Genomic DNA, 14790 nt, shown 5'->3' with positions numbered 1-14790 from the left:
AAAAGTGTAAAATATGGATAAACTTAGGGCAAAACTACTGGCTTTCCCTGCTGCTGATATCAATACATTCTCAAAGGGTAAAAAGCGACTGCAAAAGGTTTTTCATCGCGATAGGGTTGAGTATGTCGATAAAGATCCTGAGATCTTGGTGTTTCTCACAGGCGGTTCCGAGCGGGTTGCGCTGCAATCGGTGCGCGAAAACGGCTTTTACCTTCTATTGGCCACAGGCACCGATAACTCATGGGCGGCTGCTACAGAGGTGAAGGCCTGGATGAACCAGAATAGAATCTCGAGCCTTTTGGTCGATTTTACCAGTTTTAAAGCAATTGAAATGGTTGAGTATTTACATGCCATTAAAAGTGGGCTTAATCGGTTAAAAGGTCAACGGTTTGGGCTAATTGGTGAGGCTTCGGACTGGTTGGTCAACTCCAATATCGACCCATTTATAATAAAGACAAAGCTGGGTGTTGAGCAGATTGATATCCCCTGGAGTAAAGTTAATGTTGATGAGGTAAAGGAGGTCGCGCCCGAGTACATGGCTTTTTTTAAGCATAGCGATACTAAGTCGCTGCGTGAAACGGGAAGGGTTTACGAGGCCATTTCGAAGGTGGTTCAAGATTTTGCTCTTAATGCTGTTACAGTGGAGTGCTTCTCGCTGGTTACCTCACGCAAAACAACAGCCTGCCTTGGTCTTTCAAAGCTCTCAATGGATGGTATTCCCGCCGGATGCGAGGGCGATACCTGTAGCATGCTGGGGATGATGCTCGTTAAAGAAATGTTTGGTATAGTACCATGGATTGCCAATGTTACTCACGTGAATTCTAATCGTGTATTGTTCTCACACTGTACCATACCCGCTAACTTACTTGTTAATTTTGAGCTAAACACACATTTTGAATCGGGTAAAGGCCTTGCCATTAAGGGCAATCTAAAAGCCGATGAGGTTACTATCCTTAGGCTCGACCATACCCTCAGCAAGCTTTTTGTTGGTACTGGAAAAGTTCTCGATGAACCTTACCAAAAAATGGGCTGCAGAACGCAGCTTGCTGTTGCCGTTCCGCCCAATGTAATTGATTATTTTACCAATGCCCCTCTGGGAAATCATCACCTGATAGTTCCTGGAAACTTATCGTTGGGGCTCGATATTGCTGCCCGAATTCTGCGAATGGAAAGGGTGTAAAAAAAGCCGCTTAAGCGGCTTTTTTGTTCTTTATACAGTGAGTATCTCTTCCTCTTTCTTTTGGAGTAACTCCTCTACCTTCTTGTTAAAAGTGTCTGTCATCTTTTGTACCTCGCCCTCGGCATCTTTAGCCATATCTTCAGGCAGACCATCCTTTTGCATCTTTTTAAACTCGTCGTTAGCATCGCGGCGTGCGTTACGAATACTCACGCGGGCATTCTCGCCCTCGGCTTTCACCTGCTTAACCAGCTGCTTACGTCTTTCCTCAGTTAAAGGCGGTACGGCAATTCGAATTACCTCGCCGTTGTTCTGTGGATTAAAACCCAGATTTGCACCAAGAATTGCTTTTTCTATTGGGGCAATCATTGCTTTTTCCCATGGCTGAACTGTAATAGTTCTAGCATCTAGAGTTCCCACGTTCGATACCTGCTGGAGAGGTGTCATGGTGCCGTAGTAATCAACCATAATCCCCGATAGCATCGATGGGTTGGCCTTACCGGCCCTAATTACACGAAGCTCATTTTCAAGATGCGCTATGGCTTTTTCCATACGCTCTTTGGCTTCCTCTATGCAGAAATTAACTTCTTCAGTCATAATTGTAGAGTGTTTAGACTATAAAAGTATTTATTTTTTTACCAAAGTACCAATATTTTCTCCAAAAACTATCTTCTTTAGGTTACCTGGGGTGTTCATATCGAACACAACTATGGGTAGGTTGTTCTCGCTACACATAGTGAAAGCTGTTAAATCCATAACCTTTAGCCTTTGCTCGTATGCCTGGTCGAAGGTGATGGTGTTGTATTTTGTTGCTTTGGGATCCTTTTCGGGATCGGCTGTGTAAATACCATCAACCCGGGTTCCCTTTAGTAAGGCTTCGGCTTCAATCTCAACCCCACGTAAAGCTGATGCCGTATCGGTAGTGAAGAAAGGATTACCAGTACCCCCGGCTATAATTGCTGCATAGCCCTGGCGAAAAGCCTCCAGCACCTTTGCCTTGGAGTATAGCTCGCCAACAGGTTCCATCTTTGTGGCGGTAAAAACCTTTGCTTTGCCACCAACGCTCTCAATGGTGCTTTGCAGGGCAAGGCTATTGATTACCGTGGCTAGCATACCCATCTGGTCGCCTTTCACTCGGTCAAATCCTTTCGAAACGCCGCTTAGTCCCCTAAAGATATTTCCTCCACCAATCACAATGCCTACCTCAACTCCTTGATCAACCACCTCCTTAACCTGCAGGGCATAAGTGTTTAGTACTTCCGTGTTGATGCCATAGGTGTCGTTACCCATTAGAGCCTCACCGCTTAGCTTGAGTAGAACTCTTTTGTATTTGCTCATCTTTATCGTTTTGTGATGTAAAAATAGTGAAAAATATATATACCGCGTTAATCACCCCTTGATTAGGATAAAACCTGCCCAATCGAGAGGAAGATAACCTTGCGATATACATTCCAACTTGGCAAGCCTAAGGGCGTCGGAGTAGCTGTACCCTTGAAGTATGAAGCGGTAGAATAGGATCATTAGTTCCTTGGTTTTTTGATCGTGTACCTTCCATAGCGAAGCTATAACATTTTGAGCACCTGCATAAATAAACCCTCGGGGTAAAGCCATTACGCCCTCACCCTCCAAAATTTCTCCAATACCCGTTTTGCATGCCGATAGCACAACCAAGTTGGCATTTGTTTCCAGATTAAAAAGTTCGGGCATGCGTAAGAAATGGTTGCTCAACTTATCGCTTCCCGATGAGTAGAAGAATAGCCCACTATTAAACCGATCTCCACTCACACCGTGACTCGCAATATGAATGATGTTGTGGTTTGGAACCTGTTCCATGAACCTCTCCTTGGTGGCTTCCGATCCAACAATCTGCTTAACCGACATTTTGTTTGAATCGAATAATCGGCTAATCTCTTCTACCTCCGATTGCGAATGAGGTAGCGCAACAAGCATTGTTCTGTTGTTGCTTGTTCTAAATATCTCCTTGTCGTAAGTATTTGCCTGGCTAAGCATGGTTTGAGGTATAATTTCAACTTCCTCAAATGATGGGGCAACCGCAAGCAGGTTGAAGCGTTCTAACTTCTCACTGCTTGAAAATCCCTTTGTAGAGTAGAGGTACTCTATGCTGTAATTCTTTATGAGCATTTCCCCTTTCGTATTGGTAAGCATTTCAAAGGGAACTTCCATTAGGCTCTCATCGGGGAATATATGTAGCTTGTTATTACCTAGAACTACAGCTTCTACAGGCTTTATAAGCAGGTTATAAAGCTCTTGCTGATATTGACTACTAGAACCTCCAGTTCTAATATCTCTGGAAAAACCCCGTAATTTTTGAAGGATATTCTCTTCAACCACAAGCTCAAACATCGACATACCTTGGTTCTTGCCAATGATGAATAGCGTGTCGCCCTTTGCTAAATACTGAATGGCTGCTGCTGATTCCTTCAGCAATGGTTTTACCGCTAAAGCATTTGCGGTGTTATCCATAAACACAAGGTTGGTGCTGTACTTATCCGACAGATCTACTTTTGCCCTATATAGCTGTTTCCTTAGCTCAAATAGATGGTCATTTTCATCACCTAACTCTATGTTGGCAATTTGGTTGGTCAGCTCTGTAATCCTTTTAAGCACCTGCTGTGCGCTATCGGATGAGTAGCTCTTGGCAATGTTTCGCTGGAAGTTTAGGTTGAAAGCCCGTGGGTTGTCCGAGAGCACAAATGCTGTATCGATGTATGTTTTGTTGCCTTCTGACAATTTCCAAGCAGCATACATTCCGTAGTAAGATGTTTTTTTTAGGTTGGTGCTGGCCTCCATGGCCAACCTTTCGTCGGCAATACCACTGTAGTGGTACTTTATTATCAGATTTGTATACGAAACCAGCTTCAACATATGCTGAAGTTCATCCTCGTTGGCCTCCTCGCTTAGCTTTAGCCTATAAGTTTCCAGCATGCTAAGAAGTATATCGCGAACGTAAGGAATGTAAAGGTTGTGAAAACTTTCGGGCGGCAATAGCTTAAAGTTGTCGTCAATGCTTTGGTAGTGGTTAAATCCTATGGTCTTTAAAGTATTCTCATAGTATGCAATTGCCTTTGTGTAGCTATTGGTTTTGTGATAAATATCGGCCTTATCCAGATAGTAATTTACAAGGGTAGGCGATAAGGGGCTTTTGTAAATATCGATATATATTTTATAAAACTCATCAAGCTTTTTGCTAGCCATATCGTATTGGCTGCTCATTCGGTACAGCATACTCTCATAAAAAACTGCCAAGCCCTCGCTAACCTTAGGGTTAGCAAAGCCAGGGAGTTCTTCTCGTAGCTCCTTAAGGTATATCTCGGCACTTTCGAAATCCCCCAGCCTAATGTACGATTCGATAATTGTGGTGTATCGGTTGTGGCGATTCAGCATTTTATAATCGCTGAGATCCCTGTTGCTTTTTAACAGTTCGTTGGCCCTAGCGCAAAACTTAATTGCATTGTTGTAATCGGCATTCTGAAGGTAGAACCGGCCAATATTATCGCTAAGGATAATCTCCATACCCACATCGTCTTTTGACTTGTCGAGTAGTTCTATCGATTTGGTTAGATATTCAATGGCCATCTCAATATCGTGGGCAGCAATATTACCCCCAATGGCAGCGTAAAGATCCGAAATGGAAGAAGTGGGCATGTCAAAATCATTGATACAGGCATCCCAGTGTTCCCACGCCTTTTTGTACTGGCCTAAGGAATAGTACCTCGACCCAATATCGCGATTGATAATAAAGCCAAACCGTGGGTAGTCATCTTTTGAGTAGTTATTGAGAAAAGCCTCGTACCAAGGTATTTTATCGGTCACATTGGGCTCAAGTATGGCAAGGTTATAGTAGCCAATTAGCATTTCGATGTGTTTAGCACCCAGATGTTCCTTGGCCATATCTACGGCATTGAGCAAAATCTCCTTTGCCTTATCCCTTTGCCGGTGGGTATATATCCAGTAGGAGTACTGATTGGCCACAAAAAGATAGTCCTTAAAGTTCGATTGCTCATGGTATCTTGTTTGAATAGATTTGAACTTTTCATAAGCCTTTTGGTACTGCTGCTGGTTCACCAAACGGTAGGGAACATACCAAGCCGTATCGGCTGGGGCTTCGCGGTATTCGCCAAATACAACATCGGGTTTGCTTTGTGAGCGTAAACTTGATGCAACTAGAAGGGCCAGTGCAATGGTAAAAGCTATTCTTTTGAGGATCATCTCATTTGTTTTAGGTGAAGAGGCGGCAAAATATAATAAATAGGCTTAATGAGCAAAAAAAAAGCTGCCAATATAGGCAGCTTTTTTTAAAAGTATTATGTACTATGCATTAAGCGAAACACGCTTAAATGCAATAACCTTTAGGTCTGCATTAATGCTCTTTAAGTATGCAGAGATAGTCATCTTGCTGTCCTTAATGAAATCCTGATTCATTAGGGTGCTCTCCTTGTAAAACTTCTGCAGTTTACCTTGGGCAATCTTGTCGAGCATATTCTCTGGCTTACCCTCAAGGCGAGCTTGCTCGCGGCCAATTTCAAACTCTTGTTGACGTACCTTTTCAGGAACATCATCGGTATCAACTGCTACAGGGTTCATAGCAGCAACCTGCATAGCTACATCTTTACCCACCTGCTCGTCAAAGCCGCCTTTGTTGAAGGCAACTATACAAGCAAGCTTGTTGCCTGGGTGGATATATGGTACAACCACTTCGCCTTCGATTAGCTCGTAGAACGATAGTTCGAACTTTTCGCCGGTAATACCTGACTGATCCAATACCAAATCGCCGATTGCACGTCCGTCAATCTTAAGGGCCTTAAGCGCCTCAAGATCGGCTGGCTTGTTCTCAATGGCTACTTTTAGGATGTTGTTAGTTAGACCCACAAAGTCATCGTTCTTGGCCACAAAGTCGGTTTCGCAGTTAAGAGCAACAACGGCACCAATCTTTTTGTCGGCTGAGGTAGCAGCGAGTGCAGCGCCTTCACTGGCTTCACGATCGGCGCGCTTGTTAGCAATTGCCTTACCGCGTTCACGAATAAGTTCAATGGCTTTATCAATATCGCCATTTGATTCTTGAAGGGCTTTTTTGCAATCCATCATACCTGCTCCCGTAAGCTTACGGAGTTTGGCTATATCGGCTGTTTTTACTTCAGACATTGTATTTTGTTTTAAAAAAGATTTAACTAATTACTCTTTCTCTGACTCACCTTCTGCAGCTTTTACCTCAGGTTTTTCTTCCTTATTGGAGCTGGCTTTAGCTGGCTTTGCGCTTTTTCTGGCCCTAGTGCGGGTTGGCTTATCATCAGCACTGTCGCTGTCGGTGTCAGGAGTTTCTTTGTCCTTTTCGTTCTTGCGCTCATCTAATCCCTCTTGGATAGCCTTTACCATAGTGTCTACGATAAGGGAAATAGATTTAGATGCATCGTCGTTGGCTGGTATTACAAAGTCAATTGGAGTAGGATCACAGCAGGTATCAACCATTGCGAATACCGGTATGTTAAGCTTTTTAGCTTCGTTAACGGCGATGTACTCTTTTTGAACGTCAATCACAAAAAGGGCAGCGGGTAGTCTATTTAAATCGGCAATTGAGCCTAAGTTTTTCTCAAGTTTCGCGCGCTGACGAGTAATCTGCAGCTTTTCGCGCTTCGATAGGTTGGTGAATGTTCCCTCAGCAAACATCTTGTCAATGGAGGTCATCTTCTTTACAGCCTTGCGGATGGTTGGGAAGTTGGTTAGCATACCACCGGGCCAACGTTCGGTAACGTAAGGCATATTTACCTCTTTAACCTTGTCGGCAACAATCTCTTTAGCCTGTTTCTTGGTGGCAACAAAAAGTACTTTGCGACCCGACTTTGCGATTTGCTTCATGGCTGTGGCTGCCTCGTCAATCTTAACGGCAGTTTTCTGGAGGTCGATGATGTGAATTCCATTGCGCTCCATGAAGATGTATGGAGCCATTTTGGGGTTCCACTTGCGCTTTAGGTGACCAAAGTGAACACCTGCATCAAGTAGCTCTTTAAAATCTGTTCTTGGCATTTTTGTTTGTTTAAAGTTTGATTTAATTGGCAATCGCTTGGTAGCTTCGAAAGGTTCGAAAGTCCTAGCAATTTACAGCTCGAGGCTGTTGCCAAAACATTTAATAATAAGCGATTAACGCTTGCTGAACTGGAATTTCTTCCTTGCCTTGGGTTGACCTGGCTTTTTACGCTCTACTTCGCGTGGGTCGCGGGTCATAAATCCGTTGGCTTTAAGGGTAGGCTTGTGCTCGGCGTTTAGCTCCACTAGTGCGCGGGCTATACCTAAACGAAGCGCTTCGGCTTGTCCTTTTACACCACCGCCATCAAGGTTTGCTTTTACATCGTAGTTACCAATTAGGTTAAGCACGTCAAGGGGTTGCTTTACCACGTACTGCATAAGTACCGATGGGAAATAGTCCTTAATGTCTTTACCGTTGATGGTGATGTTGCCTTTGCCTTCAAGAAGATAAACACGTGCTACAGCGCTCTTTCTTCTACCCGTTGCATTAATTACCTGCATAGCTGTTACTTAATTGAGTTTAACTTAATTTCCTTAGGTTTCTGAGCCTCATGGCTGTGCTCAGATCCGGCGTATACGTAAAGATTACCATAAATTTTTGAGCCCAAACGATTCTTGGGAAGCATTCCCTTTACGGCGTGCTCAATAATGGCAGTGGGCTTACGTTTCAGCCAATCCTTTGGCGTTGCGCTGCGCTTACCTCCTGGGTAGCCAGTGTAATGGTAGTAAAGCTTATCATCCATCTTGTTGCCAGTTAGGCGCACCTTTTCGGCGTTGATGATGATTACATTGTCCCCACAATCTACGTGAGGGGTGAAGCTGGGCTTGTGCTTGCCGCGTAAAAGTTTCGCAACTTCGCTGGCCAATCGCCCTAACACTTCGTTGGTAGCATCTACCACAAACCACTCTTTTGTAACAGTGGCATCGTTGGCCGATACTGTTTTGTAACTTAGTGTGTTCACGTTTTAAACTCCTCTGTTTTAAGTTAATACCTGTTAATTGTCCGTGATCCAAACGGCTATAATAAGCGGGATGCAAAAATACAGCTAATTATTTAAACTACAAGGCAAACAACTAATTAATTTTTAATCAACAGTTTTATACTTTTGTCCCCGTTACTCATGGCCTGTTTATTACTACTATCTTTAGTGTTGTAGATTTTCTTTTTTTATGCAGCGATTATTAAAAGATTTTTTTGTCGCGATGTGCTAGTGGTGGCTCCTCAAATTTTGGGTCAGCATTTGGTTAGGCGTTATCCTAGCGGACTAATTGAAAAGTATATTGTGACAGAGGTTGAAGCTTACAAGGGTGGCGAAGATTTAGCCTGTCATGCGAGTAAGGGCAGAACAGCGCGAACAGAAATCATGTTTTCTGAAGGCGGATATGCGTACGTTTACTTAGTATATGGTATGCACTGGATGCTCAACGTGGTAACTGGCTCCGAAAATCAGCCGCAGGCAGTTTTGATTAGGGGCGTTAAAGGGTGTAACGGGCCGGGCAGGTTAACGCGTATGCTGGAGGTAGATAGAAGTTTTTATGGTGAGGACTATACCGAGTCGACAAGGATATGGTTTGAGCCAACAGAATTTACCCCCTCCATAAATAAAGGCCCCCGCATAGGTGTAGATTATGCGGGGAATTATTGGGCATCTATTCCTTGGCGATTTTGGATAGACTTAGACTAGACCTTAAAAGCTAAGTTCTCCTGTTTCAACCTTGGCAATGTTCACCTTTAGCATTTTCCATGTCTCTTCGTCCATCTTTGGACCCATTACTTCAATTACTTTTCCCGATAGCACGGCCCCTATTCTTCCGCAGGTGTCAAGGGGCAGGTTTTTCGATAGCCCATACAGAAAACCCGAAGCGTATAAGTCGCCTGCACCGGTGGTGTCAATAGCGTTGGCTTTAACAACCCCTACGCTATATTTATCGTTTCCCTTCTTAATTAATGAACCCTTTGCGCCAATTTTCACTACAGCAATTTCGGCAATTTCAGCAAGCATGTCGAGAGCCTCTTCGGGCAATTTCAGAGTAAACGCTTTGGCCTCCTCTTCGTTGGCAAAAACAATATCTACATACTCTTTAACCATCCTTTGCAGGAAGTCAAGGTTCGACTCCACCACGTTGTAGCTGGCTAAGTCGAGCGATACCTTTAGCCCCGAGGCCTTGGCTACCTTCAGTGCCTTTTCAATAAGGCTATGGTTTTGCACCAGGTAGCCTTCAATATGAAAGTAGTTGTACCCTTCAAAAAGACTGGTGGTAATATCTTCAGCAGTCATTTCAATGGCAGCGCCAAGATTCACGGCAAAGGTTCTTTCGGAGTCGGGCGAAACAAGGGCCAAGGCTGTTCCCGTTGATGCTTTACCCAGGAGTAGTTGTGGGCTAATCCCTGCTTTTTGCATATCGCTTCGAAAGAAGTTTCCTAGCTCATCGTTTCCCACCTTGCCCACAAAGGCCGTTTCCATACCTAGGTTAGCCAATCCGTTTATGGTGTTGGCCGCGCTTCCTCCCGATGCAAGCGACTGCTTTAGGCCTTTGGTTTGCTCTAGCGCCTTGGCTATAGTTTTGTCATTTACAATCTGCATACTGCCTTTGGGCAGGTTAAGTGTCTCAAGTAGACTATCACTCTCAAGGCTAGTCATTATATCCACCAGCGCATTACCTATTCCGAATATTTTCACGATTTAATTTTTTTATTTTGCCCCACAAAGTTAGCTATTAATGCTGATATTCACTCAATTTCTTAGACCTGCAAATAGATGAAGAAAAATTTTGCAATATTCCCCAGAAAAATTTTGCCAGAATAATTAAAGGATTTATATTTGCACTCGCAAAACGGGAAGCCGTTGCCAACATTCCTCATTAGCTCAGTTGGTTAGAGCACCTGACTGTTAATCAGGGGGTCCTAGGTTCAAGTCCTAGATGAGGAGCTCAAGAGACCCAGTAAGCCATTGCTTGCTGGGTCTCTTGTTTTTGTATATCCTGCACAAAAAAAGCAGCCAGAGGCTGCTATATGTATATGGTGTTGGAATAGAGCCTTACATTGTCTCAACCAGCGAAAGTAGCCCAACAGCAAGCCCTGGCTTACCATCTCTAAAGTTAAAGAATAGGTGGTAGGCGCCAGTTCGAGTACAAACATACTCTATCGATGGGTGGTCGGCACCTGTGGCCACAATGTAGGTGGTAGCAAGTAGCCTGTTGTTGTCGAGCAGCTGAAGAACAACTTTTCCTTCATAATCCTTGGAGTTACAAACCGAAAAGCGATATTTAATCCCTTTGCGAAGTATCACAGAGAACCGTTGGATGGGTGGGGGGTCCCCAGCATCTAGGCGGATTCTAAAATCTTTAAGAAAGGTGGCATCTCCAGCAATCATACCACATATCTCAACCAGATCGTCCTCCGACTGAGCTTTCGATACATTGGCAAAACCAAGCATTAAAGCCGTTGTAATAAAAAAAGCAAAGAATATATTTTTCATAGTTCCAAAGATTTCAGAATTATACTTGTAGTAAACCGTTCCTTATGGTCTGCACCTTCTTAATGATTTTATCTAGCGTTTCGTCAGACATATGGATTGTCTGAGTATCATTTTGCTGGAAGGTTAGCACGCCATCCTTTTCAACAGAAACGGGGTCTCCGTATTCGTAGGTTATTCGAACATCGCGGTAGAGTTCCTGTAGTTCTTCCATATCCTTAATAAGTGCTGCAATGCTCGGATCGTACTTGTAGTTGTTAAGCAGCAGCATAAGGGTGTTCATGGTTACCTTTTGCTCGCCAATAATCTCATTAATCCTAGGGTTTTTTGAGTCCTGTGCAACCCTTGTAGATATGTATAGCCCTTCAATCCAAACCCCTGCAACAATTACGATGCTAAGGTGGGGCCTATTGGTTTCGCGAAGGTAATTGTCTATTCTGTTAAAGCTTTGCTGCGAAATGAGCATCAGCGAGTCAAGGTTCTCCTTGTTGGTTGCGATTCGGTTTAGGGTTGAAAAATCGAAGAACTGACCCACCTGTATGCCATCGGCAAGCGATTTGATGGTAGTAATGTAGTTTATTACTAGTGATGTTCGTTCATACATATTGATATACCCAAGGCCTGCTCCGTAAATTCCTAAGCCCATAGCCTTTTGGAAACTTGTGTTTAGGTTCTTGTCGAATTGGGTTTTGGCGATGTAGTCGCGATTGAAAGGGATGTTTAGACCTTTAATAAGCGCTGCAGTTTCTACAGGAGATGAAACATTCTGAATCATCTCGTCAATAACCTCGGAGGAAACTTCTAGGGGCTTGTCTTCAAAAAGTTCATCGGGGATATCAAACTCTTCGCGGCTCATATTTCGATCGGAGTTGAAAAACCGGCACGATGAAGTGGTTACTAGAGCAATTGATATTATGAAGATTAGTTTCTTATGCATAGCTAAAGGTCGTTAATTTTAGTTCCTCGCTTTTAATATGTCAAGTAAAGATACAAAAAAATTATTTTCTGAGTTTGGGTAATTTAATTTTACCAAAAAAATCGATTAGCTTTTTAAGGGCTTCAAAGTATAGGGTGATGTATAGAATTGCTGTCATGAACCATATGAAGCAAATATTGAACCAAAACGTATCGTAGTAGTTTCCAAGGAAATGCTTGCGTGGTGCCAGGAAGTGAGAGCGGAAATCGAGTGAATGGTTGGGTATAGGATCGCGATAAATAGGGTCGTATTGCTGTACTAGCTCCCCTTTGTATTGAAGAATTTTGTTTTTCTCAAACTTCTTTGTCACCAAATCGGCAATGCTTTCGTTATGAAACGCTTGTCGCTTAGCTTGGTATTGCCTTGGGTTTGTTGAGATCAGATACGAAATAATGTCATCTCGACGTTGATTTGCCCTTTGGAAAATCTTACTGTAATGCTTCTTCAGCTCATCCAGGTAATCGAGGGTTGCATAGGCAGCCTCAAAGTCAAACAGGTCAGGGTTGAGCTTGTCGAGGTAGCTATACGGGATGGCTGGAGCAAGGAAGTTGGATTCTTTAAAAAGGGAGTTTCGAAGCACGAGAAGGTTATCCTCAAACTTATTCTTTTTCTTTTGATCTTCTTTATGGCTTTCAATTAAATCGAGACTCTCTGTAACAATTTTTTCGAGCTCGGGTATGTAGTAAACCGTTTTGTAGTCGGCATTTCGTTCAACCTTTTCAATGTCGTAAAAGGTCTTGTGGAAATCGTTATTCTTGAACTGGTGAACCACAAGCGCCTCGTAACCCCACTTGGTAACCATAAACTCGGCAATGAGTGGAACTCGTCCGAAGCTACCCACTGCCCGGTTAAGCTTATCGAAGCTAAACATTGCCCCCGAAAGCACCATCATTGGAATCATTACCAACGGGATAACAATGTATATGGTAACTGCCGAGTTGAATGTGGCCGATATGTTTAGCCCCAGCATGTTGGCAAATATTGCCGTGGAAAACAGTACGAGCCAGTACTCAAAGTTCATCCCCCAAAGTTCCAGTATACCATTGGCTATAAGAACAAAAGTGATACTTTGAATAGCCGAGAGCACAACCAGTATTGAAATCTTACTAAACAGGTACGATGTCCGGCTTAGGTTGAGGAAAGCCTCTCGTTTCAAAAGCTTCCTGTCTCTAAAAATCTCCTCGGCGCTCACGGTTAGCCCAATGAATAGAGCAACAATAAGCGCCATGAATATGTATATGGGTATATTCTCGTTTTCGCTAAATACGTAAACGTTGGAGTTAGGGTCGGCAATATATCTAATTACATAGGCTAGGATAAACCCAAGAATTGGGGTCTCAAGCAGGTTTAGCACAATGTACTGGGTGTTGCTTATCTTCGACAAAAAATCGCGCGTGGTATAGATAAAGAACTGCTTTAGCCTTGAGGGGATATTGAGCGATTTGGGTGGTGGTTCACTCTCGTCATGAATCTCTTTTAGCTTTATATTCTCGCTGAAATAATCGTACCACTTGGGAGGCGATACCTTGCGAATGGGCGTGTACCTTCCAAATTCATCCACTACCTTGGCCTCAATAATATTGAAGATAAGCTCGGGGTTTACGTTACCACATGTGGGGCATTCACCCTGATCGCTATTGATCTGCATGTCGAGCCGCTTGAAGTACATTACGGCTTCTACAGGGTTTCCGTAGTAAATCATGAAACCTCCGGTGTCCAGAATCATCATATTATCAAACATCTTGTAGATGTCTGACGATGGCTGGTGAATCACCACGAATATAAGCTTTCCCTTAAGGGTAAGCTCCCTTAGGAGATCCATCACGTTTTCTGAGTCTCGCGACGAAAGCCCGGAGGTTGGCTCGTCAACAAAAAGAATAGCGGGCTCGCGAATAAGTTCAAGGGCAATGTTTAACCTTTTACGCTGTCCGCCCGAGATCATCTTGTTAAGCGGCGATCCTACCTTAAGATCCTTGCGCTCATATAGGCCTAGATTCTGAAGGGTTTTGTGCACAAGCTCAGTTAACTCCTCGTCCGATTTATCCTTGAAGCATAGCTTGGCGTTGTAGTATAGGTTCTGAAAAACCGTTAGCTCCTCAATCAGTAGGTCATCCTGTGGAATAACACCTATAACTCCTTCAAGCTGATCACTTTCATTGTGGAGATCAACACCGTTTATCTTTACCTTTCCGGTGGTTGGCGCCTCAATGCCTGCCAATACGTTGAGCAGGGTTGTTTTGCCAGCACCGCTGGCGCCCATAATACCTATAAGTTTACCTTGCTCCTCGCTAAAGCTAATGTTACGGAGACCTACGTCTCCCGATTTAAACCTAAAACCTACATCTTCAACATTGTAAGATATTCGGATGCTGGTGGAGTCGGCTAGGTAGTGGGCAACAACATCGGTGTAGTAAATGGGTTTGCCCTTGGGCAGCTTAATGGAGCTGCCGTTGGCAAAAAGATAAATACGCTTGTTGTTTATGGGAAGGCCGTTGAGGAATACATCCTCATGGCCTGTGTAGCGAAGGAAGTAAAGGTCTTCACTTTTGATCTGCAGGATGTATAGAAAGCCATCGAGAGCCTCAGTGGTGATGTGCTTGCAGTTTTCACCTACCTCGGGCTTATCATGGATGGTTAAAATGCTTGAGAAGTCGAGTTCCTTGGGGTCGTTGTTTATTACAAAGTTTTCAATATCGGTAAATTCTTCCTTGGAGAGCTTAAACACGTCGGCCACGGTGTTTATAATGGCCATACGTTGGTCGGTAAATTTACGGTCGGCGTTTACCAGCTCGAACAAGCGAACCAGTACAACCACTTTCTGCTTTTGCGTTAGGGTTTTGTTGATCTTTTTACAGATCCCCAAAATTTTAACCGAGTCCTTTACCGAGGTAAGCTTCACCTTTTTGGGCTGCCCATCCTCCTCTTCTCCGTTTTTTTCGTCGTTTAGTCCTGCGTGCTGATCAAAAAGCTTTATGTACTCTTCAACGGCCTCGTCGTTTACCTGCTGCATCAGGAAATTCACAACGTAATCACGTTCGTTGGATTCAACGCCTTCGTCCTGCTTTGCAATAATTGCAAAGAGCTGCATTAAAGCCTTGAGAATTTCCTCGCTCATGGAC

The 14790-nt window shown here is 43.6% G+C and carries 13 protein-coding genes and 1 tRNA gene; 3 read left to right on the top strand and 11 right to left on the bottom strand.

The genetic code is table 11. The features are described 5' to 3' along the window. The first annotated feature begins 13 nt into the window (after window positions 1-13). Window positions 14-1180 (top strand): hypothetical protein, encoded by a 1167-nt coding sequence (locus G8O23_RS02890; RefSeq protein ID WP_166361564.1) that lies wholly within the window; start codon window positions 14-16, stop codon window positions 1178-1180. A 30-nt stretch (window positions 1181-1210) separates the two neighbouring features. Here the strand turns inward: G8O23_RS02890 and frr are convergent, their stop codons facing one another. The 7 genes from frr to rplM all read right to left on the bottom strand — a co-directional run bounded on the left by frr (window position 1211) and on the right by rplM (window position 8181). After that, on the bottom strand, window positions 1211-1774 hold the full coding sequence (gene frr / locus G8O23_RS02885; protein ID WP_166361562.1) for a ribosome recycling factor: 564 nt from the start codon (window positions 1772-1774) through the stop codon (window positions 1211-1213). 30 nt (window positions 1775-1804) lie between these two features. Next, the gene (gene pyrH, locus G8O23_RS02880; protein WP_166361560.1) at window positions 1805-2515 is read right to left on the bottom strand and encodes a UMP kinase; all 711 of its coding nucleotides are present in this window, start codon (window positions 2513-2515) and stop codon (window positions 1805-1807) included. Between the two features lie 51 nt (window positions 2516-2566). After that, the gene (locus G8O23_RS02875; protein ID WP_166361558.1) at window positions 2567-5407 is read right to left on the bottom strand and encodes a CHAT domain-containing protein; all 2841 of its coding nucleotides are present in this window, start codon (window positions 5405-5407) and stop codon (window positions 2567-2569) included. A gap of 102 nt (window positions 5408-5509) precedes the next feature. Then, window positions 5510-6340 carry a translation elongation factor Ts gene (tsf, locus tag G8O23_RS02870; protein WP_166361556.1) on the bottom strand — a complete coding sequence of 277 codons (831 nt, stop codon included), beginning with the start codon at window positions 6338-6340 and terminating at the stop codon, window positions 5510-5512. Between the two features lie 30 nt (window positions 6341-6370). Continuing rightward, window positions 6371-7219, bottom strand: a complete 849-nt coding sequence (gene rpsB, locus G8O23_RS02865) for a 30S ribosomal protein S2 (protein WP_166361554.1) — start codon at window positions 7217-7219, stop codon at window positions 6371-6373. Window positions 7220-7333: 114 nt separating this feature from the next. After that, on the bottom strand, window positions 7334-7720 hold the full coding sequence (rpsI, locus tag G8O23_RS02860) for a 30S ribosomal protein S9 (RefSeq protein ID WP_166361552.1): 387 nt from the start codon (window positions 7718-7720) through the stop codon (window positions 7334-7336). Window positions 7721-7725: 5 nt separating this feature from the next. Beyond that, the gene (gene rplM, locus G8O23_RS02855) at window positions 7726-8181 is read right to left on the bottom strand and encodes a 50S ribosomal protein L13 (protein WP_166361550.1); all 456 of its coding nucleotides are present in this window, start codon (window positions 8179-8181) and stop codon (window positions 7726-7728) included. A 195-nt stretch (window positions 8182-8376) separates the two neighbouring features. Between rplM and G8O23_RS02850 the strand changes: the two genes are divergently transcribed. Next, a complete protein-coding gene (locus tag G8O23_RS02850) occupies window positions 8377-8904 on the top strand; it encodes a DNA-3-methyladenine glycosylase (RefSeq protein WP_317168989.1) in 528 nt (175 codons plus the stop codon). Between the two features lie 3 nt (window positions 8905-8907). Here the strand turns inward: G8O23_RS02850 and G8O23_RS02845 are convergent, their stop codons facing one another. Next, window positions 8908-9903 (bottom strand): adenosine kinase, encoded by a 996-nt coding sequence (locus G8O23_RS02845; protein WP_166361776.1) that lies wholly within the window; start codon window positions 9901-9903, stop codon window positions 8908-8910. 172 nt (window positions 9904-10075) lie between these two features. On the opposite strand from G8O23_RS02845, the gene G8O23_RS02840 reads away from it, so the two are divergent. Then, a tRNA-Asn gene (locus G8O23_RS02840) sits at window positions 10076-10149 on the top strand. A gap of 108 nt (window positions 10150-10257) precedes the next feature. On the opposite strand, the gene G8O23_RS02835 is transcribed toward G8O23_RS02840, so the two are convergent. The 3 genes from G8O23_RS02835 to G8O23_RS02825 form a co-directional block, all read right to left on the bottom strand. Beyond that, complete coding sequence (locus G8O23_RS02835; protein WP_166361548.1) at window positions 10258-10698, bottom strand: hypothetical protein; 441 nt, start codon at window positions 10696-10698, stop codon at window positions 10258-10260. A 19-nt stretch (window positions 10699-10717) separates the two neighbouring features. Continuing rightward, window positions 10718-11632: a hypothetical protein gene (locus G8O23_RS02830; RefSeq protein WP_166361546.1), complete on the bottom strand. Its 915-nt coding sequence runs from the start codon at window positions 11630-11632 to the stop codon at window positions 10718-10720. Between the two features lie 61 nt (window positions 11633-11693). Continuing rightward, entirely contained in the window at window positions 11694-14786 is a 3093-nt protein-coding gene (locus tag G8O23_RS02825; protein ID WP_166361544.1) for an ATP-binding cassette domain-containing protein, read from the bottom strand. Between the last annotated feature and the right edge of the window lie 4 nt (window positions 14787-14790).

It is taken from the genome of Perlabentimonas gracilis, from assembly GCF_011174675.1.
Taxonomy (GTDB): domain Bacteria; phylum Bacteroidota; class Bacteroidia; order Bacteroidales; family Tenuifilaceae; genus Perlabentimonas; species Perlabentimonas gracilis.
This window is presented reverse-complemented; position numbering and strand designations above follow the sequence as displayed.